Source organism: Burkholderia sp. Ap-955, assembly GCF_011753045.1.
GTDB classification, from domain to species: domain Bacteria; phylum Pseudomonadota; class Gammaproteobacteria; order Burkholderiales; family Burkholderiaceae; genus Burkholderia; species Burkholderia lata_D.
In genome coordinates this window covers 19243-43456 of sequence record NZ_VWWH01000042.1, presented here as the reverse complement: position 1 = coordinate 43456, position 24214 = coordinate 19243, and the positions used below count along the sequence as shown (strand labels likewise).

Genomic DNA, 24214 nt, shown 5'->3' with positions numbered 1-24214 from the left:
AGAAGCCGTACAAGGGGGCGCGCGCGCACCGGTCCTCGCCGTCGTATGACGGTAACGTTACGCCGGCCTCTTTCCTCTGACGGAACGAGCGTCAGCGCCACGCCTGCGTGAATTCCGCGATCACGCGCGACAGGTGTGCACGCATCGCGTCCCGTGCCGCATTTGCGTCGCGCGCCATGATCGCCGCGAAGATCCGCTGGTGATCTTCCTGCGACGCCTCGCGCAGCGCGGTCGAGTGAAAATGCTCTTCGATCTTGTCCCACAGCGGATCGCTGCGCGCGCAGTCCCACATCGCGGTGACCATGTGCAGCAGCACCGTGTTACCGGTCGATTCCGCGATACGCAGGTGGAACTGGCGATCGGCCGCGTCGTACGCGACCTTGTCGTCCATCTGCTCGCGCATCGTCGTCAGCGAGAAAAACAGCCGGTCGAGATCCGCATCCTTGCGTTCGGTCGCCGCGAGCGCCGCGACTTCCGCCTCGATCAGCCCGCGTGCGCGCAGCGTCTCGATCGGCCCCGGGCCGCGCGGTACCTCGAACGTCACCGGCCGCGCGCCGTCGGCCGCCGATACGTAGATGCCCGAACCGATCCGCACCTCGACGATCCCCTGCACCTCGAGCGCGATGATCGCCTCGCGCACCTGCGTGCGGCTCACGCCGAACTGGTCGGCCAGGCTGCGCTCGGACGGCAGCCGCGCACCGGCCTCGAACGCGCCGGCGGCCACCATCGCGTGAATCTGCCGCGCAAGGCCGATATAGGAGCGGTCCGCGGCATCGGTATCGCGGCTGGCGGGCAGGCTGGAAAGATCGGTCATCGAAAGGCTCGCAACAGGCTGGCCGGCGCCGTCGCGGCACCGGATCGCCAAAATGGTACACCAATTCCGGGCAGCCTCCGATTCGGCGTGGTGGCCGGTGCAACGCATGCCTTTCCTGTGACGCGCTGATACCCCGGTTCCATCTCGATAACTGGTAAACCACTATCCCGCGGAACTGGCATACCAATCATAATCCGCACACCGGAGACGGGGCCGGCACGCTGCCGCCCGTCCGTCCGATGCCTCAACCGCCAGCCAGGAGCCGCTCCAGTGAAGATGTCTTTCCGTTGGTACGGCGAGTCCGATCCGGTCTCGCTGCAATACATCCGCCAGATCCCCGGCGTCACGCATATCGTGTCCGCGATCTACGACGAACCGGTGGGCGAAGTCTGGCCCGCGCACAAGATCGACGCGCTGAAGGCGACGATCGAGCGCGCCGGCCTGCAGTTCGAAGTCGTCGAGTCGGTGCCCGTCCACGAAGACATCAAGCTCGGCAAGCCGGGCCGCGACCGCCTGATCAACCACTACCGTCAGACGATTCGCCATCTCGGCGCGGCCGGCGTGCGCGTGATCTGCTACAACTTCATGCCCGTGTTCGACTGGACGCGCACCGAGCTGTCGAAGACGCTCGACGACGGCTCGACCTGCCTCGCGTTCAGCACCGACGCGGTCGACCGGATCGATCCGGACGACGGCATCGCGCTGCCGGGCTGGGATTCGAGCTACCGGCCCGAACAGTTGAAGGCGCTGCTCGCCGAGTATCGCGACGTCGACGAAGCCGCGCTGTGGGCGAACCTCGAATACTTCCTGAAGGCGATCATCCCTGTCGCCGAGGAAGCCGGCGTGAAGATGGCGATCCACCCCGACGATCCGCCGCGCCCGATCTTCGGGCTGCCGCGCATCGTGAAGAACCGCGACGATCTCGCGCGGATCGTGCGCATCGTCGACACGCCCGCGAACGGGCTGACGCTGTGCTCGGGCTCGCTCGGCGCGGGCCCGCAGAACGATGTCGAGGCGCTCGTGCGCGAATTCGGCGCGATGGGCCGCATCCACTTCGCGCACATCCGCAACGTGAAGGTCGACGCGAACGGTGATTTCGAGGAAACCGCCCACCTGTCGAGCTGCGGCTCGCTCGACATCGCCGCGATCGTGAAGGCCTACCACGACACCGGCTTCACCGGCTATGTGCGCCCCGACCACGGCCGCATGATCTGGGGCGAGACGGGCAAGCCCGGCTACGGCCTCTACGACCGCGCGCTCGGCGCGGTCTACCTGAACGGCCTGTGGGAAGCGCTCGCGAAGTTCGACCGCGCGCCGTCGCACGCCACCCGATAACCCGCCCATCGAGGCCGCCGGCGCTGCGGATCGCCGGCGGCCCGTCACGACATTCCGCGCGGAGACACCGCATGCCACGCATCCGATGGGCCATGATCCTCATGTGCTTCCTGGCCAACGTCATCAACTTCATCGACCGCGCGAACCTCGCGATCGCGGCGCCCAGCATCCGCGCCGACCTCGGCCTCGACGCGGTCGGCATGGGGCTCGTGCTAAGCGCATTCTTCTGGACCTACGCGTTCCTGCAACTGCCGGCCGGCTGGTTCATCGACAAGGTCGGCGTACGCGTGAGCCTCGCGCTCGCGGTCGGCTGGTGGTCGGTGTTCACCGTCGCGACCGGCGCTGCGCGCGGCCTCACGCAGCTCGTCGGCGTGCGGCTGATGCTCGGTGTCGGCGAAGCGGCCGCGATCCCGTCGTTCGCGAAGGTCGCGTTCAACTGGTTCCCCCGCAGCGAACGCGGGCTCGCGAGCAGCATCTTCGACAGCGGCTCGCGCGTCGGCTCCGCGCTGTCGCTGCCGCTCGTCGCGTGGTTGATCTCGATCGTCGGCTGGCGCGGGTCGTTCGTGATCACGGGCGGCATCGGCATTGTGTGGGCACTGGCGTGGTGGTTCATCTATCGCGACCCGGAACGCTATCGCGCGATCGCGCCCGACGCCGTCGATGCACTGCTCGCGCAGCGTGGCGCAACGACCGTTGCGGCCGCAACCGACGGCCCGAAGGTGTCGTGGCTCGACCTGTTCCGCTACCGCACCGTGTGGGGCATGATGATCGGCCTGTTCTGCCTGAACTTCGCGATCTACTTCTTCATCACGTGGTTCCCGAGCTACCTGCTGCAGTCGCGCGGCTTCTCGCTCGCGTCGCTCGGCACGTGGGGCATGCTGCCCGCGCTGCTCGCGATTCCCGGCGGCTGGCTCGGCGGCTATGTGTCGGACAGCCTGTTCCGCCGCGGCTGGAGCGCGACCGCCGCGCGCAAGACCTGCCTCGTGCTCGGCATGCTGCTGTCTTCGTCGATCGCGCTGTCGGCCTTCGTCGAGAACGTGTGGGCCTGCCTCGGTTTGTTCGCGCTGGCTTATGCGAGCCTGTCGTTTGCAGGCGCCAACGTGTGGACGCTCGTCGGCGAAGTCGCACCGACGCCCGCGCATGTCGCATCGCTCGGCGGCATCCAGAACTTCGCGGGCAATCTCGCGGGGATCTTCATCACGACGTTCACGGGCGTGATGCTGTCGATCACGAAGGGCTCGTTCGTCGTGCCGCTCGCGGTGGCCGGCGCGTTGTGCGTGGTCGGTGCACTGTCGTACCTGTTCATCGTCGGCACGGTCGAGCCGTTGCCGCCGCTGCGCGGCGCCGCGAACCGGCAGAACGTCGAGCCGAACGCGGCCTGACGCGGCAGGAAAGCGCGGCCCGCCGCGCCTGCGCTTTCCTTTTCGGGCCACGCATCGGACAATGAGCCGCGCCCGCCGGCGCGGCGCCACTCCGGCCCGCGCGTGGCGACGGTGCGCTCCGCCCTCGCCGATGAAACGCTACGAAACCCTCGCCCACACGATCGCCGACGACATCCGCAACGGCAACCTCGCCGTCGGCACGCGCCTGCCGTCGCTGCGGCAGATCATCGCGCAGCACGGCGTGAGCCAGTCGACGGTGTTTCGCGCGTACTACCTGCTCGAACAGTGGGGGCTGATCCGCGCGCGCGAACGCTCGGGCTACTACGTCGCGCCGGGCGCCACGCCGGCGGCCAGCCCGGCTGGCAAGCGCCAGGCAAACCGTGCCGGCGCCACGCGCAAGGTCGACATCAGCAGCCTCGTGTTCTCCGTCCTCGACGCGGCCACGCAACCCGGCATCGTGCCGCTCGGCTCCGCCTTCCCGTCGCCGCAACTGTTTCCGCTGCCGCGTCTCGCGAAATCGCTCGCCCAGGCCACACGGCTCGTCAGCCCGTGGAGCACGGTCGTCGACCTGCCGCCCGGCAACGAGGCGCTGCGCCAGCAGATCGCGCGGCGCTATCTCGCGACCGGCATCTCGCAGCCGATCGACGAGATCGTCGTCACGAACGGCGCGCTCGAAGCGCTGAACCTGTGCCTGATGGCCGTCACACGGCCCGGCGACGTCGTGGCCGTCGAAGCGCCCGGTTTCTATGCACCGCTGCAGGCGATCGAGCGGCTCGACCTGCGCGCGGTCGAGATTCCCGTCGATCCGCGCACGGGCCTCGATCTCGATGCGCTCGCAAACGCGCTCGACCGGCACGACATCCGCGCGTGCTGGTTCATGACCAACTTCCAGAATCCGACCGGCGTCACGCTGTCCACCGAGAAAAAGCGCGCGCTCGTCGAGTTGCTCGCCGCGCGCGACGTGCCGCTGATCGAGGACGACGTGTACGGCGAGCTGCACTTCGGCCCCGACTATCCGCTGCCCGCGCGCGCGTTCGATCGACACGGCCTCGTGATGCATTGCAGCTCGTTCTCGAAGACGCTCGCGCCCGGCTACCGGATCGGCTGGGCCGCCGCCGGCCGGTTCGCGGAGAAGGTGCAGCGGCTCAAGCTGATGACGACGCTGTCGGCCAGCATTCCCGCGCAGGTCGGTATCGCGAACTATCTCGAGCACGGCGGTTACGACCGGCACCTGCGCAAGCTGCGCGGCGCGCTGCATACGCAGCTCGACCGGATGGACGACGCGCTGCGGCGCTCGCTGCCGGCCGGCGTCGAGTGGGTGCGGCCCGAAGGCGGCTATTTTCTGTGGCTCGCGTTTCCCGACGCGATCGACGCGATGGAGCTGCATCGCCAGGCAATCGCACGCGGGATCAGCTTCGCGCCGGGGCCGCTGTTTTCGGCCGCGCACGGCTTCGAGCGTTGCGTGCGCGTGAACTTCGGCCATCCGTGGAGCCGCGACATCGAGCGTGCGATCCGTGTGCTCGGCGAGCTCGTCGCCCAGCCGTCGGTCCGCAAGGGCGGTTGAATCGCACGCGGCATGCGGAATACGGCGTGCGACAACCGCCGCTCGTCGTCCGCGTCGAGTCCGTGCACGCCGTCCGTGCGCGGGTTACAGTGCTGATCCTGCGGCCCCTTCACGATTGCCAATGAACCCACTGCCCTACCTCGATCACGATGCACTGTTGAAACTCGCGGCCGAAGCGGCGCGCATCACGCAGCCCTGCGTCTGCACGAAAACACCGCTCGCCGGCTGGACGACCCTGCCGCTGTCGCTGCAGGACGCGCAACTGAACGAGGTTGCCACGCTCGTGCCGCCGGACGAGACGGAGCCGACCTACGCGGAACATCATCCGGCCGGCACGCACTACGCATCGGACGACGCGCCGATCGCATTGCGCCATTTCCCGTACAACCGCTCCACCGTCAACCGCTGCCGCTCGTGCGGGCGCCTGTTCCTGCGCTACCAGGAAGGCGGCGGCTACTTCATCGACCAGCGTATCCGCGCGCTCGATCCGGCGCTCGTCGTCGACGCTCCGGTGTAATTCCTGACAGACCCAGGGACCGTTTCAAAACCTCGGCCATCGGGATAACCGACGCCGAGGAGATGGGCATGCCGATCGTCGATCGGCTAACTGTGGACACTCGTCGGGGCGTTGAACGCACGTACGCGCCTGGCTGCATCTTTTTCGTCGTCGGCGCGTTCGTTTCGAGCGCCGCGCCGACATTCACGGCGCGTTTCTCAAACGCGGTTGCTGCCCCGATCTACCGGAATACCCTTCGGCATACAGAACAGTCTGTATGAAACCGACTCTTAGCGTAGCCATTCACCTACCCGGGCGCGATTGGAGGCAATCCATCGCGCGACACCCTTCTGCGGATCGGATTCACCGTTTGCACGGATATCGTTCATCAGCGAGCCGAGTGCCTGGTCGTCCATCTTCCATGCACCGAGCCAGCGCGCGACATCCGGATGCGCACGACCGAAACCCGACTTCGCGATCGCATAGATCGCATCGGGTTGACCGTACACCTGCTTCGGGTCTTTCAGGTAGTGCATCGGATACTTCGCCCACACCCAGTGCGGATTCCACAGCGTGACGATGATCGGCTGGCGACGCTTTTCCGCGCGTTCCAGCGCGAGCAGCATCGCAGCCTCCGATGACGGCAGCACGGTTGCGTCAAGCGCATACGCGACGCGCGCCTCGCCCGTCAGTTTCATCAAGCCACTGCCAGGTTCGATGCCGAAAATCGTCGGCTTGCCGTCGTGGCTGAACTGTGCGGCATTTGCATTCAACTGGTCGATGCTGTCGATCGCGACGTAATCGGGCACCGCGAGGCCGAGCTGTGCGCGGGGAAACCACGGGCCGATTTTCTCGACGCGCGATTTGATCGCGTCGTACGGCGGGCCGTCCGCGGACGGCAGCCAGACTTCGAACGTCAGATCGAGCTTGCCCTGCGCGACGCCGTTGTAGATGATGGCCTTGTCGCCGGGCTGCAGCGTGACGTCGTAGCCCTTTTCCGCGAGCAGCGCCTTCCACAGATTCGCGACCGCGATATTCTCGGCCCAGTTGTTCACTCCGATCACGACCGTTCCATTGCCGGCGGCATGTGCGAACGCCGAAACCGATAGCGCGAAGAGAAGCATGCACCGTCCGAGTACCGGGCGGCGCATGGCGGCAATGAACAAGCGGGCAAGCAACGAAGGGATCATGGGAAAGGCTCCTGTTGGATGGCGAAGGAACTTGGGCACGGCATGACGTGGCCGATGGAACCGGGCGTGCGCGATCGCGCGGACGCCGGCATCCATGGCGACGGTCATCCGTTCGCTCACCGATATGTTTATTGCGCCAATTTCGTTTTGACAGCGAGGAATTCCGATAGGGACCATCGGAGAGGCCGAACGATCGCGTCGTTGCGTTTGGCCCGGTTCACCCGAGGCTACCGGATGCGATGCGCGATCATTCAGTCGGGCGACAGCGCGCTCGCCGCGCGGCGGCGTTCCTCGACCATCGTCTCGATCAGCAGGGCCAGATCGTCGGCGGCAGGATCGCGATTGCCGGGGGCGCGGAGCAGTTCGAGATCCGCGGGCGGCAGCGCCGGCAAGCCGTCTTCCAGGTCCAGCACGCGCCAGTTCGCGGGCAGCGTGCAGCGGTCGATGATCGTCACCGCCGCACCGTGATTGACGGCGACCTTGATGCCGGTCGGGCTCTGGCTCGTGTAGACCACGTGATACGGCCGCCCGAGTGCCGCCAGGGCCGCGAGTCCGCGCTGACGGTAGCAGCAGGTTTCCGGAAACAGCGCGAGCGGCACGGACGCGCCACCCGGTAACACGAAATCGCGATGCGCGGCCCACACCACGTCCTCGCGGCCGAGATGACGACCGCCGCTTTGCGTGTTGTGCCTGACGACGAGTGCCAGGTCGAGTTCGCCCGCCTGCAGGCGCTCGATCAGCTCCAGCGACATCCTGCAATCGATATGCGGGCGCGCATCCGGCCGCAGGCGATAGAACTTCTCGAGCAGATCGGGCAACCAAAGCTCCGCGTAATCCTCAGGCAAGCCGAAGCGGATTACGCCATGACTGCCCGTGCGTTTGAGTGCGGCTATCGCTTCGTTCTGCACCTGAATGATGCGGCGCGCGTGAATCAGGAAGTTTTCGCCGTCTCGCGACAACGCCAGACGGCGGCTGTCGCGCAGGAACAGGTGCGTTCCCAGCCGCTCTTCGAGCGTACGAATGCGAAGGCTGATCGTCGATTGCGTCCGGTGCATCTGCCTGGCGGCGGCGGTCACCCCGCCGCTGTCGACCACCGTGATGAACGCGCGCACCAGTTCCCCGTCGAGCGAGCTGAGTTGAGACCAATCGGGATCCCTGATGGTAGTCATCGAAATTACTCGCTATGCAATGGAATTTGTCGATCAAATCATGGGGGCATCGATAGGCCGATTGTTGTCGAAAACAATTCAGGCCACAAACGTCCTCACCCCTCGCAAATGGAGTCAACCGTGCAAGCAAGCCTGCCTCTCGCAGACGCAGAATGTACCGATCTGAGTGATATCGTCGATGCCGAACGCTATCCGTTGCATGAACCCGAGCACCCCCGAATGCGCGACCTGGTCGCAACCTGCCGGACCCAGCTCGCCGGCAGCGGCAGCGCGGTGCTGCGCGGCTTCCTGCGCCCCGCCGCACTGGAACAGGCGCGCGTCGAGGGGCTCGACTTCGCGAAAAAGACCTATTTCTCGAGCCGCAAGGTCAATGCATATTTCACCGCCGACGATCCGTCGTTGCCCGAAGCGGACCCGCGCCGTGTCTTCATGGATCGCACGAGCGGATTTGTCACACGCGATGTGATCCCGGCCGACGCAATCGTTCACAGGATTTACGTGGCGCGTGCGATGAAGCAATTCGTCGCCGCCTGTCTCGGCGAAGCGCAGATCTGGGAATACGCGGACCCGTACGCCGGGCTGGTTCAGAACGTGATGCCGCCCGGCACCGAACAGCCGTGGCACTACGACACCAACGAATTCATCGTATCGATGATGACGCAGCAACCCACGGCAGGCGGCGATTTCGAGTACTGCCCGAACATCCGGTCGCCCGAGGGCGAAAACTACGGAGCGGTCGGCGCCGTGGTGCGCGGCGAGACGCGCGCACCGATTAGCGTGATTACGCTGCAGCCGGGCGATCTGCAACTGTTCAAGGGCCGTTTCTCGCTGCACCGCGTGACCCAGGTACGCGGCGACATCGACCGTCACACCACGATCTTCGCCTATTCGAAAAAGCCCGGCGTGATCGGCCGCCTCGAACGAACCCGCCAGCTGTACGGCCGCGTATCCGAAATGCACCTGGAAGCCGAAAAGACACTGGTCCGCGCGGACGATCTGGTCGACTGACGATGTGAGTTCCCGACGGGTCAACCCATCACCATATTTCGTTCTACTGATACACATAACATTCACCCTACCATCATGACGATGCTCCGACCGACTCACCGCCCGGAAGATTGCGAACCAACCGCCGACGAAATCGCGCAGATCCAGCGCGACCGGCTTGCCGCGGTTCGCCGCGAACTGAAGAAACGCGACCTGACCGCCGCGATCCTGTTCGACCCTACCCACATGCGATACGCGACCGGCTCGCGCAACATGCAGGTGTATTCGATGCGCAATCCGGCACGCTATCTATTCGTGCCGGCCGAGGGAAAGGTAGTGCTGTTCGAATACGCGGGATGCGAATTCCTGGCCGAAGGACTCGACACCGTGGATGAAATCCGGCCGGCCACCGCGATCTCGTACTACTTTTGTGACGACATGCTGCGTCAGGTCACCGAGCGCTGGGCGGACGAGATCGACGATCTGGTTCGCGCGTGCGGTGGCGGCAAGCGGATCGCGATCGAAAGCGCGACATCGGCGGCCGCATTTGCGTTGCAGGCGCGCGGCTACGAGATTTCGGACGCCCAGGAACCGCTCGAACGCGCCCGTGCAATCAAGGTGAAGAACGAGATCAAGATGATCCGCGCGTCGCTTCGCGCCGCGGAGGCGGGCGTGCACAAGCTCGAGGCTGCCCTCGTGCCGGGCATCAGCGAGAACGAACTGTGGTCGCACCTGCATCAGCATGTGATCGAGACCGACGGCGACTACGTCGAGACCCGCCTGATAAGCTCGGGCCCGCGCACGAATCCATGGTTCCAGGAAAGCAGCCCGCGCAAGATCCAGGCGGGGGAACTGGTCGGGCTCGATACCGATGTGGTGGGCCGCTTCGGCTACTACGCGGATTTCTCGCGCACGTTCCTATGTGGCGACGGCCCCGCATCCGCCGCGCAAAAGACGCTATACCGCCTCGCCTATGACCAGATTCACGCGAACATGGAGAACGTGAAGGCCGGCACCACGTTCCAGGAATTCATCGCGAAGGCGTGGCAGATCCCGCAGCCGTACCGTGCACGCCGCTATTTCGCGCTGGCCCACGGCGTCGGGATGACAGGCGAATACCCGTACATCTGCCATCGCGAGGACAACGATGCAAAGGGCTATGACGGCGTGATCGAACCCGGCATGACGCTGTGCATCGAGAGCTACATCGGCCACGAGGCGGGTGGCGAGGGCGTGAAGCTCGAGGAACAGGTGTACGTGCGCGACGACGGCCAGCTCGAACTGCTGTCCGACTACCCGTTCGAGCAACGTCTGCTCGCGTGAACGCCGCGCAAGACCGATCCCGCGGGGCCATTGTTTGAGTCCGTCGCCGCAACGGTATGCAACGCCGGGCACTGCAATCGAAAATCAGGTGACGCTTACGTGAACATGGCGCGTCGGGGTGGTGTCGCTTTCGCCCCGACGTATAGGATCGGCGCACCGCCACCGGCTTGCCGAACGTGCAGAGAAATCCTCTTCTCGAGCACGATGTCGTCCACGCCGGCGTCCAACCGTGTCACGGGAATGCACGCCGGCCATCTGCTGCGCCCTTTTCGTCCCGATCTGCTGCTTGTCCCGCCGCACCGCGTTCCCTACGCTGTCTTCCGTTGCCCGACACCCGTCGCAACGTCTGTCCGAGCCGCGCGCAACCCGCGTCGCGGCGCTTCTCGCGTATCACGTCATGTATCGATATACCGTTTTCGACCGGGCGCTCGTGCACAGCCGCGCCGCCCAGTTTCGCGACCAGCTCGAACGCTGGCAGCACGGCACGCTGAGCGAAGACGCATTCCGGCCACTGCGCCTGCAGAACGGCTGGTACGTGCAGCGCCACGCGCCGATGCTGCGCGTGGCCGTCCCGTACGGCGAACTGTCGAGCGCGCAGCTGCGCGTGCTCGCGCGAATCGCACGCGACTACGACGTGCCCGACGACGCCACCTACCGCGCCGCATGCGACGCGCAGGCGTTGCTCGGCACGCTGCGCCTGCCGACCCGCAGTGCACACTTCACGACGCGTACCAACGTGCAGTTCAACTGGATTCCGCTCGACAAGGCCGCCGACGTGATGGACCTGCTCGCGACCGTCGACATGCACGGCATCCAGACGAGCGGCAACTGCATCCGCAATATCTCGTGCGACGAGCGCGCCGGCGTCGCGCCGGACGAGATCGCCGATCCGCGCCCGTTCGCCGAGGTGATGCGCCAGTGGACCACGCTGCACCCCGAGTTCGCGTTCCTGCCGCGCAAGTTCAAGATCGCGATCACCGGCGCGACCGAAGACCGCGCGGCCACCGACTGGCATGACGTCGGGCTGAAGCTCGTGCGCAACGACGCGGGCGCGCTCGGCTTTCGCGTGAGCGTCGGCGGCGGGATGGGCCGCACGCCGATGATCGCGACGCTGCTGCGCGCGTTCCTGCCCTGGCAGCACGTGATGAACTACATCGAGGCGATCGTCCGCGTGTACAACCGCTACGGACGGCGCGACAACAAGTACAAGGCGCGCATCAAGATCCTCGTGAAGACCGAGGGACAGCGCTATATCGACGACGTCGAGGAGGAGTTCCGCCAGATCGTCGATCACGACGGCGGGCCGCACACGATTCCGCAGATCGAGTTCGATCGCGTCGCCGCATCGTTCGTCCCGCCGCGGCTCAAGCCGCGCACGGTCAGCCTGCGTGACGCGAACCTGCGCCTGTCGGCCCAGGCCGCACGCCATCCGGCCTTCGCGCGCTGGCTCGCACGCAATGTGGCCGACCACCGCGACCCGGCGCTGCGCATCGTCACCCTGTCGTTCAAGCGCCGCCTGCAGGCACCGGGCGACGCGTCGCCGGACCAGCTCGACGCGCTCGCCGATCTCGCCGACCAGTTCTCGGCCGGCGAGGCGCGCGTCACGCACACGCAGAACGTCGTGCTGCCATGGGTGCATGTCGACGACCTGTTCCTGTTGTGGGAAAACGCCCGTGCGATCGGGCTCGCCAGCGCGAACGTCGGACTCCTGACGGACATGATCGCGTGCCCGGGCGGTGACTTCTGCGCGCTCGCGAATGCACGCTCGATCCCGATCGCCGATGCGATCGCCGAGCGCTTCCAGGATCTCGACATGCTGCACGACGTCGGCGACATCGACCTGCACATCAGCGGCTGCATCAACTCGTGCGGCCATCATCACAGCGGCCATCTCGGCATCCTCGGCGTCGACAAGGACGGCGCCGAGTGGTACCAGGTCACGCTCGGCGGCTCGGACGGCTCGACCGCGAGCGGCCCCGCGCGGCCGGGCAAGGTGATCGGCCCGTCGTTTTCGGCGGACGAGATCGTCGATGTCGTCGATGCGATCGTCAACGCGTATCTCGACGCACGAATCGACGACGACGGCCGCAGCGAACGATTCATCGACACCGTTCGCCGCATCGGCACGGAACCCTTCAAGGCCGCCGCGAACGGCGCGCGCCATCAGGTGGAGCACGCATGAAGCACGAACACCCGACCGCACGCATCCGGCTGCTGACGCCGGCCGAACACGCCGGCGACGCGCAGCAGCACGACACGGCGACGCTGACGATCGGCAACGACGAGGAACTGCCGCCGCTCACGGAACACATCGCGCGGGCCGCGCGCATCGACCTGGTGTTTCCGTCGTTCACCGATGGGCGTGCGTACAGCCAGGCGTACCTGCTGCGCAAGCGCTACGGCTTCGCCGGCGACCTGCGCGCGACCGGCGAGGTGCTGGTCGACCAGCTGCTGCTGATGGAACGCACGGGGTTCTCGAGCGCGGTGCTCGGCGACGGTACGGACATCACGGCCGCGCGGCGGCAGCTCGACCGGTTCACGGGCTTCTACCAGCACGATGCGCGAACGGCGATGCCCGCCGGAAAATGAAACGGGCGGCCCGCAGGCCGCCCGTACGATGAACCGGAAGCTACCGGCCGGCGCCCGCCGCGAAGCGGGCGCCGGCGTTCAGCGCGCCGCGACCGGCTTGCCGAACGCGCCGAGGATCTTCTTCTCGAGCGCGATGTAGTTGCGGCCGAAGTGGTGATCGCCTTGCGTCTTGATCACGTCGGCGCCCGTGTTCACGAGTGCCGGACACATCGTGTCCTTCTCTTCGGCGCCATAGAAGCACTGCACGAGCTGCGGCGGCACCTTCGCGATTTCCGGCGCGACCTTCAGTGCGTTGTCGCTTGCGGGCATGCCGAGCCAGCCCGTCACGCGGATCTGGAAATCGGCGGCCGGCGCGAAGCCGAGCAGCGACATCACGGCGACCTTGTCGCGCAGGTCGGCCGGCAGCCGGTTGTACGCGAACGGCATCACGTCGGCGCCGAACGAATAGCCGACCAGCGCCACGCGGTTCGCATGCCAGCGCGCCATGTAGGTGCGCATCACGCGCGCGAGATCGCGGCTCACCTGCGCCGGCGGCTTCTCGCTCCAGAAATAGCGCAGGCTATCGATGCCGACCACCGACACGCCGTCGCGCTGCAGCGCTTCGGCGATCGTCTTGTCGAGATCGCGCCAGCCGCCGTCACCCGAGATCACGATTGCGAGCTGGCCGTTGCCGCCCTTGGCCGGCAGCTCGACGAGCGGCAGGTCCGACACGTCGAGTTCGTCGCCGCTGGTGGTGTCCCGCAGATGCGACGTGACGAGCGACACGAGCTTCGCGGAATCGCCCGTGGCCGCCGTTTCGACGAAGCCCGGCATCGCGCGGCGCACGATCGTCGGATCGGGCGGGCACGGCTTGAAGCGCGGATCGAGCTTGGCGGCCGGATCGACCGATACGACACCGGCGATCGTATTCTCTGGCGCCATCGACAGGATCTGCTTCGCGATCGCGCCACCCTGGCCCACGCCCGCGACGATCGGCGTGAAATAGCGCGACGACTGTGCAAGGCGTTCGAGCTGGTGGCTGACCGCTTCGGCGTCGCCGTCGAGGTGGTGGCAGGTCTCCTGCTTCGCGGCGAGATTCATCGCATACCGCTCCGAATCGACGCCGACGGTCATCGCACCGGCCTTCGCGAGCGCATCGGCGGCCTGCTGGTCGGCCGCATTCCAGCCGGCCTCGCGCGAGAACAGCACGACGAAGCCGCGCAGCGGCCCGCTGGGTTTGGTCACGGTCACGGGCCCGTAGCGGCCGCCCGATACGGTTTCGGCCTTCATCGCGGCCGGCTGCGTGGCGCACGCGGCGCCGGCCAGCATCATTCCCGCGCAGGCGGCTGCCGCCCGCGCGATTCCCTTCTTCAACATCATGAACGCCGACCTCCAGCCAGCAATGACAGGTCCGCAAGCGTGACGAACACGCCGACCGTGCCCGAGGCCGCGAGGTAACGCGGCTCCCAGTTCGGTTCGAACTTGCTCTTGAATGCGCGCAAGCCGCGGAAGTTGTAGAAGCGGCCGCCGAAGCGCCAGACCATCAGGCCGATCCGGTGCAACGGCGACGGCATCTTCGCCGCCCCCATCCCCGAGAACGGCGCGATGCCCAGGCTCAGCTTGCGGAAACCCGCTTCCTTCAGATGCAGCGCGAGCTGCGTAAACAGATATTCCATCGCGTACGGCGACGCGTCCGGCAGATGGCGCATCACGCCGACCGTCGCCTCGGTGTTGAGGTCGGTCGTCATGAACGTGACGAACGCGATCGGCTTGTCGGCCTGCCGCACGAGCATCACCGACTGCGTCGCGAGATAGCCGTCGTGGAACGCGGCGACCGAGAAGCTCTTCTCGCGCGCGTCGCGGCTGTCGAGCCAGCCGTCCGAGATGTCGCGCAGCGCCGGCAGCGCGGCCGGCACGTCGTCCGGTGCGATGACCTCGACCGTCAGCGCATCCTTGTCGCCGCGACGCAGCGCATAGCGCAGGTGCGAACGGTTCGATCCTTTCAAATCGAATTGGTCGAGCGCGATATGCGCTTCCTCGCCGAGCTTCATCAGCGTGAGCCCCGCGTCGAGATACAGCGGCAGTGCGTTCGCGCGCACCTGATAGAACGCCGCGCGACCGCTGTGCGCGTGCGCGAGCGCAATGAACTTGCTGATCAGCGCCGGCCACTCTTCGCGCGGCCCGACCGGGTCGTGCAGTGCGGCCCACGTGCGGCCGTTCTTCGCGTACATCAGGAACGCGCGACGCGACTCCGAGAACAGGAACGACTTGTCGCCCATCAGCGCCAGGCCCGCGTCGCTGCATTCCTGTGCGCGGATGATCTGCTCCGCGTCGATCAGGTCCTGCTCCGCGGGCTTCACGAAACGTCCGGGCGCCGGGCGCAGCAATTGCCACAGCGCGAACAGCGCGACGAACACGCCGGCCGCAAGCGTCGCGCGCAGCGCACGCGGCGCACGCGCGTCGAACGAGAAATGCGACCACAGCTCGCGCGTGTACGGCACGTCGCGGAACGCGAAGAACAGCACCCACACGGCCAGCATCAGCACCATCGCCACCGACACGAACCAGCTCACCGTGAAGCGCTCCGCCAGCAGCGACGAATGGCGGTTGAAGCGGCGACGACTGACGAGCAGCAGCACCAGCAGCGTGCCGAGCACGCCGGCCTCGACGAACGCGAGCCCCTTCGCCAGCGACAGCGCGAGACTGGCGAGCGTCAGCGCGAAAGTCATCCACCAAGCACCGTCGAGGCGGCGCAGCAGCCCGCGCGCGACGAACAGCAGCGCCACGCCGAGTACGCTGCAGATCACCTGCGAACCTTCGAGCACCCACAGCGGCACGAGGTGGCGCAGGATCGCGATCCGGTGCCAGAACGCGGGCGTCGCGCTCGAAATCACCAGCATCCCGCCGACCGCGAACGTCACGAGGCTCAGGAACACCGGTGCGAGCTGCGACACGCGCACGGCCTGCCGCGTCACGAGCCGGCGCCGCAGCGCGCGGCCCTCGAAACCGGCCAGCAGGCCGGCCGACAGCACGAGCGGCACGCCGAAATAGATCGCGCGATACGCGATCAGCGCGGCGACCATCGCGTGCGGCGGCACTTCGCGGCCGAGCGTGAAGACCATCGCGGCTTCGAACACGCCGATCCCGCCCGGCGTATGGCCGATCATCCCGAGCAGCAACGCGGCCGCGTAAACCGTAATGAAGGTCGGGAAGCCGACCGGCGCGGCCGGCAGCAGCACCCACAGCGTCAGGCCCGCCGCGACGACGTCGAATACCGCATAGACGACCTGCGCGACGAGATCGCGCCGCGCCGGCACGTCGAACGACAGCCACTTGAAGCGCGTGACGACCGGGCGCGCGGTGTTGCCGCACATCACGACCATCGCGGCCAGCACCACGAGCAGCGCCGCGCCGGTCCACGTCAGCACGCCGGGCGCGACGTGCAGCATCGCGGCGAGCGCCTCCGGCACGCAGACCATGCCGATCGCCGTCATCCACACCATCGCGAGCGCCAGCGTGCCGCTCGTGAATACCGTCATCCGGCCGATCTGCGCGGGCGTGACGCCCGACACGCCATATACGCGTGCGCGGACCGCGCCGCCCGTCAGCGCACCGAAGCCGGTCGCGTTACCGAGCGCGGACCCGGCGATCGCGCCGATCCACAGCGCGACGCGCGGCACCTTCGCGGCGACGTAGCGCAGGCCGACCGCGTCGCGGGCGACGAGCGCGAGATAGCTGAGGGCAGTCGCGGCCAGCGACGCGCCCCACTCGCCGGCGGACATGTGACGCAGCTGGCGGATCACCGACCGGTAGTCGACGGATTCCGACAGGTGCTGGAAAACCACGATCAGCAGCAGGCCGATGCCGAGCGCGAGCAGCGGCGACAGCACGCGCTCGTTGCGGATCAGCGCCCGGACACGGGCGATCACCGCCGCGGCGCGGCCGGGCGAACCAGAGTGGCGGGAAGACATAGGTTGTTCAGTGGTGGTGCATAGCGTGTCGCGGCGCGAGGAGGCCAGGCGGCGACGTATCTGGTTGTTCTGCGTGGGCGGTCGGCCGGCGAAATGGCAGGCGGCGCCTGGATCAGAACTTACGAGTATACGGAATTTATATTACAGAATCTTTCAAGTTCGGATTGTGCGGATTTGTCGTGCCATGTGCGTAAAAATCGCATCAAAAATAACGCGTCCGACAAACGCAAGGTGCGCATCATACCGGGAACCGGCGGGGTTTTTTCATCGGATGAATGGCCGGTAGCGGAATTGGGAGAAATTCTCCCGGTCGGGCTGCGTGGACGAGGACGGATTCACGGGCTGGCGCGGCACTTCGGAAATGGGGACCGGTTGATCCGAGTGACGGGTGCACTCCGTCTCCCAACCCGGGACCACAGGGGCCCCATTACTTCGCCCGCTCATGCTCCCCCAACCCGATCGCCTTGTAGTCGTAAGTCGGATAGAACTCCGTCCGGTACGCACCCCACGCCGTATCCTCGAGCACGCGATTCACCTCGCGCAGCCGCGACGCCGGCAACCGCAGCACGACGATCTGCCCGATCCCCATCGTCACGGTCCAGCTCACCACTTCGACACCCGGCGGCGGAAATGCCTTGTAGAACCCCTGCTTCGCGAGCTGCGCATTCAGCTCGGCAAGCGGGCGCGACTGGTCGTGTTTCAGGAATACCGTGAGCAGAACCGCGTTGTCGGATGTTGCAGCGGAAGAACCAGCCGGCACGGTCGACGTCTGGCCGATGGCCGGTGCGCTGCACATCACGGCACCGGCCAGCGCTGCAGCAATGGCAAAGGTTCGAATCGGGAACGGCAGGCATACGGTCATCACGCAACTCCATGGATTCGTGGCTGGAGCCGCCATCATGCGCCGTCGAACCAACCGTTGCAGCGGGCCGGCGGATGCGGTTACGCGTCGTCCCCGCCGTTGCGTTCGCGCAGTACGTCGATGAACGCCCGCAGCTTGGCCGGCACGTGCTTGCGATTGACGTAGTACAGCCACATCGGGGGCAGCGTGCGGCACGCACCGGCCAGCACCTCGACGAGCGTGCCGTCGCGCACGTCCTGCTCGATCCGCTCTCGCATGAACGCGAACGCGATGCCCACACCCGCGCGCGCCGCATCGATCACCGCGTCGGCATCGTTCGTCACGAACACGCCGTCCGGATCGAGATCGACGTCGCGCTGCCCGTCGCGCAACAGCCATTTGTGCAGCCGCCCGCTCTCCGAGAACCGGAAACGGATGCACGCATGCCGCTCGAGCTCCGCAATCGACGCCGGCGCGCAATACCGCGCCAGATAACCGGGCGATGCCACCAGCGCACACGTCAGCGCCGGCGCGATCCGCACACCGATCATGCCCGGCTGCAACCGGTCGGCCAGGCGAATCCCCGCATCGAACCCGTCCTTCGCGATATCGACCAGTTCATTCTCGTAGCGGATCTCGAGCCGGACTTTCGGATAGCGTTCGCGGAACGTGGCGAGCACCGGCGCGATCACGAGCGAGCGCGCCAGCGGCAGCGCGGTCACGCGCAACAACCCGTTCGGCTCGCTGCGCACATCCTTCAGCGCGTCGCGGGCCTGCATGACCTGCCGGTACGCAGGTTCCGTCTGCCGCCAGTAGTGCTGGCCGGCCTCCGTCAGGCTCACGCCGCGCGTGCTGCGGTTGAACAGCTTCACGTTCAGCTCGCCCTCGAGCTGCCCGATCGCGAGGCTGACGGCCGCCGGCGTCAGGCCCAGCGCGGCGGCGGCGCGCGTGAAGTTGCCGGCCGTCGCGACGGTCATGAATACGTGCAGCCCGGCCATCGGATCGCGTCTGCTCATCATTAAAAAAACTTGAAACTCTTTCGAGCGGAATGCGGATTCTCCCATATACCGCAACTGCCTACACTGGCGCTGTCGTCCCATCGGAGCCCAACATGAACCCGCTCACCGCCGCCCTGCCGCTTGCGGCCGCCCGCCGCACGCTCGACGCGGCACTGGCGCATGCCGCATCGCTGCAGGTTGCCGGCATCGCCGTCGCGATCGTCGATGCCGGCGCGAACCTGCTCGCGTTCGCGCGCACCGACGACTGCTTTCTCGGTGCGATCGATCTCGCGCAACGCAAGGCGCTGACGGCGGTCCGCTTTCGCACATCGACCGGCGCGCTCGGCGCGATGTCGGGCGACGGTCCGCTGCGCGGCATCGAGCACAGCCACGGCGGGCTCGTCACGTTCGGCGGCGGCGAACCGCTCGTCGACGGCGACGGGCATTGCGTCGGCGCGATCGGCATCTCGGGCGGCAGCGTCGACGAAGACACCGCGATCGCGCAGCACTGCCGCGACCGCTTTCCGGCAACGTTCCACTCCACAAGGTAAGCACATGGCACAGAAACGCATCCTCATCACCGGCGCGGGCACCGGCTTCGGCCGCGAAGTCGCGTTGCGCCTCGCCGAACGCGGTCACGACGTGACGGCCGGCGTACGCGTCACCGCCGAAATCGACGCACTGACGGCCGCCGCCACGCAGCGCGGCACCGCGCTGCGCGCGATCAAGCTCGACGTCACGTCGCCTCACGATCGCACCCGCGCGGCCGAGCTCGACATCGACGTGCTCGTCAACAACGCGGGCGTTGGCGAAGCGGGCGCGCTGGTGGACCTGCCGGTCGAGATCGTCCGCGAGCTGTTCGACGTGAACGTGTTCGGGCCGCTCGAGCTCACGCAGCAGATCGCGCGCGGCATGCTCGCGCGCCGGCACGGCAAGATCGTGTTCGTGTCGTCGATCGCGGGCCTGATCACAGGGCCGTTCACGGGCGCCTATTGCGCGTCGAAGCACGCGGTCGAATCGGTGGCCGAGGCGATGCACGCGGAACTCGCGCCGCACGGAATCAAGGTCGCGGTCGTGAACCCCGGCCCGTACAGCACGGGCTTCAACGACCGGATGATGGAAACGACGCGACGCTGGCACGATCCGGCCGTTCATACCGTGACGCCCGAGCGGCTGACGTTCCCGCTCGAACAGCACGACCCGGAGGAAATGATCGCGAAGATGGTCGACGTGATCGACAGCGATGGCGGCGCGTTCCGCAACCTGCTGCCGACATCGTCGGAAGCGTTCGTGCGCGCCGAACAGGCGCACGCTTGGGAGCGGCAGCAGTAACCTGGCGGCGGAGCGGCGGGCCGCACGCCGCCGCTCCGCGTGTTCAATACACGTCCCGCATGTAGCGTCGCGCCTTCGAAAGCCGCGCAACATAGTCGTTCGCGGCTTCGTCCGACATCCCGCCGTGCTCGGCGACCACCGCCTTCAGCGCCGTATCGACGTCCTTCGCCATCCGCGCGGCATCGCCGCACACGTAGAAGTGCGCGCCTTCCTCCAGCCACGCGAACAGCTCGGCCCCCTGCTCGCGCATCCGGTCCTGCACGTAGATCTTGTCGGCCTGGTCGCGCGAGAACGCGAGATCGAGCCGCGTCAGGAAGCCGCTGTCGTGCATCTCGCCCAGCTCGTCGCCGTAGTAGAAGTCGGTCTGCGCGTGCTGCTCGCCGAAGAACAGCCAGTTGCGCCCGCGCGCGCCGCGCGCCTGCCGCTCGTGCAGGAAGCCGCGGAACGGCGCGACGCCGGTACCGGGGCCGACCATCACGATCGGCACGTCGCCGTTCACCGGCGGCCGGAAATGCGCGGACTTCTGCACGAACACGGGCACGCGGCCGTCGTCCGCGCGATCGGCGAGGAACGTCGACGCCACACCTTTGCGCGCGCGCCGGCCGTTGTGATAGCGCACGGCCGAGACGGTCAGGTGGATCTCGCCCTGGTGCGCGCTCGGGCTCGACGCGATCGAATAGAGGCGCGGCTGCATGCGCTTGAGCATCCCGACCAGCTCCGTGCCCGACAGCTCGACCGGAAACTCGTGCAGCACGTCCGCGAGCTGCTGCCCCCACAGCCATTGCTTCAGGTCGCCCTTGCGATCGTCGCCCAGCAGCGACTTCAGCGCGCCGTTCGCGCTGCGCGACGCGATGAAGGCGAGCGTGTCCGGATGCGGGCGCGTGATGTCGAAGTGGCGTGCAAGTGCATCGCCTAGGCGCATGTCGCCGACGCCCGCCACCGACACCGGCGCATCGGCCTTCAGCGCGGTGACGGACAGCAGTTCGTCGACCAGCTCCGGGCAGTTGGTCGGCCACACGCCGAGCGCGTCGCCGGTTTCGTATTCGAGGTTCGCGCCTTCGGTCGACAGCGACACGTAGCGCGTGTCCTTCGCCGCGCCCGGACGGTTCAGCCGCAGGTTCGCGACGAGCTTCGACGGTGCCGGATGCGCCTTCGTCGGCAGCAGCCCAGACGGGCTCATCCCGACGGTCGGCACCGCGTGCAGCGCGGCATCGGCCCCCTTGATCCGCGCGACGACGCGTTCGAGCCACTGGTCGGCGTCACGCTGGAATTCGACGTCGCAATCGACGCGTGCGCAGAGGCGCGCCGCGCCGAGTTCCGCGAGGCGCGCGTCGAGCCGGCGGCCGTGACCGCAGAACTGGTCGTAGTTGCGATCGCCGAACGCGAGCACCGCGAAGTGCACGCCATCGAGGCGCGCGGCGCTGCCGGCCTGCAGTGCTTCCCAGAATTCGCTGCCGTTGTCGGGCGCATCGCCGTCGCCGAACGTGCTCGTCATCAGCAGCACGTATTGCGCGCCGGCGAGCGACGCCACCGGATAGTCGGACATGCACGCGGTGCGGATCTCGAAGCCCGCGTTCATCAGCTGCGTCGCGTAATCCTCGGTCAACGATTCGATGTTGCCGGTCTGCGACGCCCACAGCAGCACGACCTTCGGCCGCGTGCGCACGATCCGCACGCCGCCGGACGCGCCGGCATCGGCCGTCGGCGCGGGCGCCGCGGCACCCGGCACGCTCGCCGGCAGCGAGCGGCTGAACAGCCCGGCCAGCATCCCGTCGAGCCAGAACCGCACCGGCGGCGTAAGCGGCGCGGCAGCGGGCAGCACGGGCACGCTGCCCGCGCGCCGGCCGGCGCTCGCCTTCAGCCCGCTGACGAGGCCGGCCACGTACAGCCGTTCGGTGTCCGTCAACGGCGGCGGCGCGAGGTCGGCCACGCCGAGCGCGGCCGCGAAAGTGTCGATGTCTGCCATGTCGGATTCCTGTGAAGCAGTCGCCTGCACCCGCGCCGGCGCGGGCTGCACGTCGTCGGCGCGGGCATCGGGTTGCGCGGTCTCTTCATCGACGGACGCGAACGCGTCGGTCTCGACGCGCCGCAGCGCGACCGCGCAGTATTTCAGTTCGGGTTGCTGAGATTCGGGATCGATCGCGTCGTTCGTCACCGCGTTGATGCACAGGTCGTCGCCGTACACGTCGTTCCAGTGCATCGGCGCGAAGCAGTTGCCGCGCCGCACGCGCTCGGTCACGACGGCCGGCAGCACCGCGCGGCCGCGCGCCGAGCGGATCTCGACGCTGTCCTTCGCGGCAATGCCGAGCGCGCTCGCATCGTCCGGATGCAGCTCGACGAACGGGCGCGGATTGAGCTTGTTCAGCATCGCGACCTTGCCCGTCTTCGTCATCGTGTGCCATTGATGCTGCAGCCGCCCGGTGTTCAGCACGATCGGGAACGTGTCGTCGGGCAGCTCGGCCGGATCGACGTGCGGCCGCGCGAAGAAGCGCGCCTTGCCCGACGGCGTCGGGAACGCGAGGCGCGGCGCGTCGTGGCCGTCGGCGGCCGGACGCAGCGTCTGGCTCACGCCGTCGTTCAGGTAGCGGATCGGGTGCCGCTCGCGCGCGGTGCCCGGCGCGACCGGCCACTGCACGGGCCCGTCGCGCAGCGCCGCATGGCTCGCGCCGCGCAGGTCATAGCCGGTCGCCGGATTCGAGAAGCGCACGATCTCGTCGAACACGTCGGCCGCTGACGCATAGTCGAACGCATCGCCGAAGCCCATCGCACGCGCGACTTCCGCGACGATGCGCCAGTCGGGCAGCGCGTCGCCCGGCGGCGCGATCACCGCACGCATCAGCGTCATGTTGCGCTCGGAGTTGATCATCACGCCGTCGCCTTCCGCCCACAGCGCGCCGGGCAGCAGGATGTCCGCATAGCGGTTGGTCTCGGTGTCGAGGAACGCGTCCTGCGCGATCACGAGCTCGGCGGCCTGCAACCCGGCGATCACATTCTGCCGGTTCGGCACCGTGGCGACCGGGTTCGTGCAGATGATCCAGCAGGCCTTGATGTCGCCGGCCGCCATCCGCGAGAACATGTCCACCGTGCCTTGCCCGGCCTCCTTGCGCAGCGTGCCGGCCGGCACGCGCCACAGGTTCTCGACGAAACGGCGGTCGTCGTCGGACGCCACCGAGCGCTGGCCCGGCAGCCCGGGGCCCATGTAGCCCATCTCGCGCCCGCCCATCGCGTTCGGCTGGCCGGTCAGCGAGAACGGACCGCTGCCGGGGCGGCAGATCTTGCCCGTCGCGAGATGCAGGTTGCAGATCGCGTTGGTGTTCCACACGCCGTGCGTGCTCTGGTTGAGCCCCATCGTCCAGCAGCTCATCCACTCCTGCGCGTCGCCGATCCATTGCGCGGCCGTGCGCAGGTCGGCTTCCGCGAGCCCGGTGATGTCGGCGACACGCTCGGGCGTGTAGTCGGCGAGAAACGCGGGCATCGCGTCCCAGCCTTCGGTGTATGCATCGATGAACGCGGCATCGGTGCGGCCGTTCGCATGCAGCAGATGCAACAGCCCGTTGGTCAGCGCGAGATCGGTGCCCGGCCGGATCTGCAGGAACAGGTCGGCCTTGTCGGCCGTGCCGGTGCGGCGCGGATCGACGACGATCAGCTTCGCGCCGGCCTTCACGCGATCCATCATCCGCAGGAACAGGATCGGATGACAGTCGGCCATGTTCGCGCCGATCACGAAGAACAGGTTCGCGCGATCGAAATCCTGGTACGACCCGGGCGGGCCGTCCGCGCCGAGCGACTGCTTGTAGCCGGTGCCCGCGCTCGCCATGCACAGGCGCGAGTTCGACTCGATGTTCTGGGTGCCGACGAAGCCCTTCGCGAGCTTGTTGACGAGATATTGCGCCTCGATCGACATCTGCCCCGATACGTAGAACGACAGCGCGTCGGGCCCGTGCGCGTCGAGCACCGCGCGCAGGCGGCGCGCGGTGTCGGCGATCGCGTCGCGGGCCGGAAACGGCACCAGGTCGTCCTCGCGCGCCCGGCGCACGAACGCGCGGTCGAGCCGCCCCGAGCGGCGCAGCGCGACGTGCGCCGACGAGCCCTTCGTGCACAGCCGCCCGAAGTTGGTCGGATGGTCGGCGTCGCCGGACACCTTGACGACTTCGCCTTCCTCGACGTGCAGCACCATCCCGCAGCCGACGCCGCAGTACGGACACACGCTCTTGACAGGGGTGGCGGTCATGCGCGCTCCGGGG

Annotated in this window: 18 protein-coding genes and 2 pseudogenes; 11 read left to right on the top strand and 9 right to left on the bottom strand. The window is 67.4% G+C overall.

The annotated features are described in order from the left end of the window. Positions 1–91 precede the first annotated feature (91 nt). Entirely contained in the window at positions 92–814 is a 723-nt protein-coding gene (locus F3J15_RS21680; protein WP_166893942.1) for a FadR/GntR family transcriptional regulator, read from the bottom strand. A 270-nt stretch (positions 815–1084) separates the two neighbouring features. On the opposite strand from F3J15_RS21680, the gene uxuA reads away from it, so the two are divergent. The 5 genes and pseudogenes from uxuA to F3J15_RS21655 all read left to right on the top strand — a co-directional run. Beyond that, on the top strand, positions 1085–2149 hold the full coding sequence (uxuA, locus tag F3J15_RS21675; RefSeq protein WP_345891572.1) for a mannonate dehydratase: 1065 nt from the start codon (positions 1085–1087) through the stop codon (positions 2147–2149). A 71-nt stretch (positions 2150–2220) separates the two neighbouring features. After that, a complete protein-coding gene (locus F3J15_RS21670; protein WP_166893937.1) occupies positions 2221–3531 on the top strand; it encodes an MFS transporter in 1311 nt (436 codons plus the stop codon). A gap of 130 nt (positions 3532–3661) precedes the next feature. Then, the gene (locus F3J15_RS21665; RefSeq protein ID WP_166893935.1) at positions 3662–5095 is read left to right on the top strand and encodes a PLP-dependent aminotransferase family protein; all 1434 of its coding nucleotides are present in this window, start codon (positions 3662–3664) and stop codon (positions 5093–5095) included. Between the two features lie 121 nt (positions 5096–5216). Next, the gene (locus tag F3J15_RS21660) at positions 5217–5612 is read left to right on the top strand and encodes a hypothetical protein (RefSeq protein ID WP_089447809.1); all 396 of its coding nucleotides are present in this window, start codon (positions 5217–5219) and stop codon (positions 5610–5612) included. A gap of 127 nt (positions 5613–5739) precedes the next feature. Continuing rightward, a pseudogene (locus tag F3J15_RS21655) lies at positions 5740–5872 on the top strand (IS5/IS1182 family transposase); the annotation flags it as partial. 9 nt (positions 5873–5881) lie between these two features. On the opposite strand, the gene F3J15_RS21650 reads toward F3J15_RS21655, so the two are convergent. From F3J15_RS21650 to F3J15_RS37810, 3 genes and pseudogenes are all read right to left on the bottom strand, one after another. Further along, entirely contained in the window at positions 5882–6655 is a 774-nt protein-coding gene (locus F3J15_RS21650; RefSeq protein ID WP_345891573.1) for a glycine betaine ABC transporter substrate-binding protein, read from the bottom strand. A 377-nt stretch (positions 6656–7032) separates the two neighbouring features. After that, the gene (locus tag F3J15_RS37815) at positions 7033–7599 is read right to left on the bottom strand and encodes a LysR substrate-binding domain-containing protein (RefSeq protein WP_240159107.1); all 567 of its coding nucleotides are present in this window, start codon (positions 7597–7599) and stop codon (positions 7033–7035) included. Between the two features lie 183 nt (positions 7600–7782). Then, positions 7783–7836: pseudogene (locus F3J15_RS37810) on the bottom strand (hypothetical protein); the annotation flags it as partial. Between the two features lie 81 nt (positions 7837–7917). On the opposite strand from F3J15_RS37810, the gene F3J15_RS21640 reads away from it, so the two are divergent. The 4 genes from F3J15_RS21640 to F3J15_RS21625 all read left to right on the top strand — a co-directional run bounded on the left by F3J15_RS21640 (position 7918) and on the right by F3J15_RS21625 (position 12849). After that, entirely contained in the window at positions 7918–8958 is a 1041-nt protein-coding gene (locus tag F3J15_RS21640; protein ID WP_205190904.1) for a hypothetical protein, read from the top strand. A gap of 81 nt (positions 8959–9039) precedes the next feature. Continuing rightward, positions 9040–10260, top strand: a complete 1221-nt coding sequence (locus tag F3J15_RS21635) for a Xaa-Pro peptidase family protein (protein WP_205190903.1) — start codon at positions 9040–9042, stop codon at positions 10258–10260. 397 nt (positions 10261–10657) lie between these two features. Next, positions 10658–12442: a nitrite/sulfite reductase gene (locus F3J15_RS21630; protein ID WP_166893933.1), complete on the top strand. Its 1785-nt coding sequence runs from the start codon at positions 10658–10660 to the stop codon at positions 12440–12442. Beyond that, on the top strand, positions 12439–12849 hold the full coding sequence (locus F3J15_RS21625) for a DUF934 domain-containing protein (RefSeq protein ID WP_089447814.1): 411 nt from the start codon (positions 12439–12441) through the stop codon (positions 12847–12849). The genes F3J15_RS21630 and F3J15_RS21625 overlap by 4 nt, the downstream gene beginning before the upstream one ends. Positions 12850–12927: 78 nt before the next feature. Here the strand turns inward: F3J15_RS21625 and F3J15_RS21620 are convergent, their stop codons facing one another. From F3J15_RS21620 to F3J15_RS21605, 4 genes are all read right to left on the bottom strand, one after another. Next, a complete protein-coding gene (locus F3J15_RS21620) occupies positions 12928–14208 on the bottom strand; it encodes a virulence factor family protein (protein WP_166893931.1) in 1281 nt (426 codons plus the stop codon). Beyond that, a complete protein-coding gene (gene mprF / locus F3J15_RS21615; protein ID WP_089447816.1) occupies positions 14205–16799 on the bottom strand; it encodes a bifunctional lysylphosphatidylglycerol flippase/synthetase MprF in 2595 nt (864 codons plus the stop codon). Before mprF ends, F3J15_RS21620 begins: the two co-directional genes overlap by 4 nt. A 427-nt stretch (positions 16800–17226) precedes the next feature. Next, positions 17227–17661, bottom strand: coding sequence for a hypothetical protein (locus F3J15_RS21610; protein WP_069251745.1), 435 nt, complete (start codon positions 17659–17661; stop codon positions 17227–17229). An 80-nt stretch (positions 17662–17741) separates the two neighbouring features. Beyond that, complete coding sequence (locus F3J15_RS21605; RefSeq protein ID WP_205190907.1) at positions 17742–18656, bottom strand: LysR family transcriptional regulator; 915 nt, start codon at positions 18654–18656, stop codon at positions 17742–17744. Positions 18657–18751: 95 nt separating this feature from the next. Here F3J15_RS21605 and F3J15_RS21600 point away from each other — a divergent pair, with 95 nt between their 5' ends. Further along, positions 18752–19189 (top strand): heme-binding protein, encoded by a 438-nt coding sequence (locus F3J15_RS21600; RefSeq protein ID WP_069251747.1) that lies wholly within the window; start codon positions 18752–18754, stop codon positions 19187–19189. 4 nt (positions 19190–19193) lie between these two features. Next, positions 19194–19970 (top strand): SDR family oxidoreductase, encoded by a 777-nt coding sequence (locus tag F3J15_RS21595; RefSeq protein WP_166893927.1) that lies wholly within the window; start codon positions 19194–19196, stop codon positions 19968–19970. Between the two features lie 43 nt (positions 19971–20013). On the opposite strand, the gene F3J15_RS21590 is transcribed toward F3J15_RS21595, so the two are convergent. Then, positions 20014–24201, bottom strand: a complete 4188-nt coding sequence (locus F3J15_RS21590) for a bifunctional nitrate reductase/sulfite reductase flavoprotein subunit alpha (RefSeq protein WP_166893925.1) — start codon at positions 24199–24201, stop codon at positions 20014–20016. Positions 24202–24214 lie beyond the last annotated feature (13 nt).

What these genes read in the sequence shown, in the direction of transcription:
- F3J15_RS21665 (WP_166893935.1), top strand. Translation starts at nt 3,662, where the DNA reads ATGAAACGCTACGAAACCCTCGCCCACACGATCGCCGACGACATCCGC.
- F3J15_RS21595 (WP_166893927.1), top strand. Translation starts at nt 19,194, where the DNA reads ATGGCACAGAAACGCATCCTCATCACCGGCGCGGGCACCGGCTTCGGC.
- F3J15_RS21620 (WP_166893931.1), bottom strand. Translation starts at nt 14,208, where the DNA reads ATGATGTTGAAGAAGGGAATCGCGCGGGCGGCAGCCGCCTGCGCGGGA.
- F3J15_RS21670 (WP_166893937.1), top strand. Translation starts at nt 2,221, where the DNA reads ATGCCACGCATCCGATGGGCCATGATCCTCATGTGCTTCCTGGCCAAC.
- mprF (WP_089447816.1), bottom strand. Translation starts at nt 16,799, where the DNA reads ATGTCTTCCCGCCACTCTGGTTCGCCCGGCCGCGCCGCGGCGGTGATC.
- F3J15_RS21605 (WP_205190907.1), bottom strand. Translation starts at nt 18,656, where the DNA reads ATGAGCAGACGCGATCCGATGGCCGGGCTGCACGTATTCATGACCGTC.
- F3J15_RS21590 (WP_166893925.1), bottom strand. Translation starts at nt 24,201, where the DNA reads ATGACCGCCACCCCTGTCAAGAGCGTGTGTCCGTACTGCGGCGTCGGC.
- F3J15_RS21600 (WP_069251747.1), top strand. Translation starts at nt 18,752, where the DNA reads ATGAACCCGCTCACCGCCGCCCTGCCGCTTGCGGCCGCCCGCCGCACG.
- F3J15_RS21630 (WP_166893933.1), top strand. Translation starts at nt 10,658, where the DNA reads ATGTATCGATATACCGTTTTCGACCGGGCGCTCGTGCACAGCCGCGCC.
- F3J15_RS21660 (WP_089447809.1), top strand. Translation starts at nt 5,217, where the DNA reads ATGAACCCACTGCCCTACCTCGATCACGATGCACTGTTGAAACTCGCG.
- F3J15_RS21680 (WP_166893942.1), bottom strand. Translation starts at nt 814, where the DNA reads ATGACCGATCTTTCCAGCCTGCCCGCCAGCCGCGATACCGATGCCGCG.
- F3J15_RS21610 (WP_069251745.1), bottom strand. Translation starts at nt 17,661, where the DNA reads ATGACCGTATGCCTGCCGTTCCCGATTCGAACCTTTGCCATTGCTGCA.
- F3J15_RS21625 (WP_089447814.1), top strand. Translation starts at nt 12,439, where the DNA reads ATGAAGCACGAACACCCGACCGCACGCATCCGGCTGCTGACGCCGGCC.
- F3J15_RS21635 (WP_205190903.1), top strand. Translation starts at nt 9,040, where the DNA reads ATGCTCCGACCGACTCACCGCCCGGAAGATTGCGAACCAACCGCCGAC.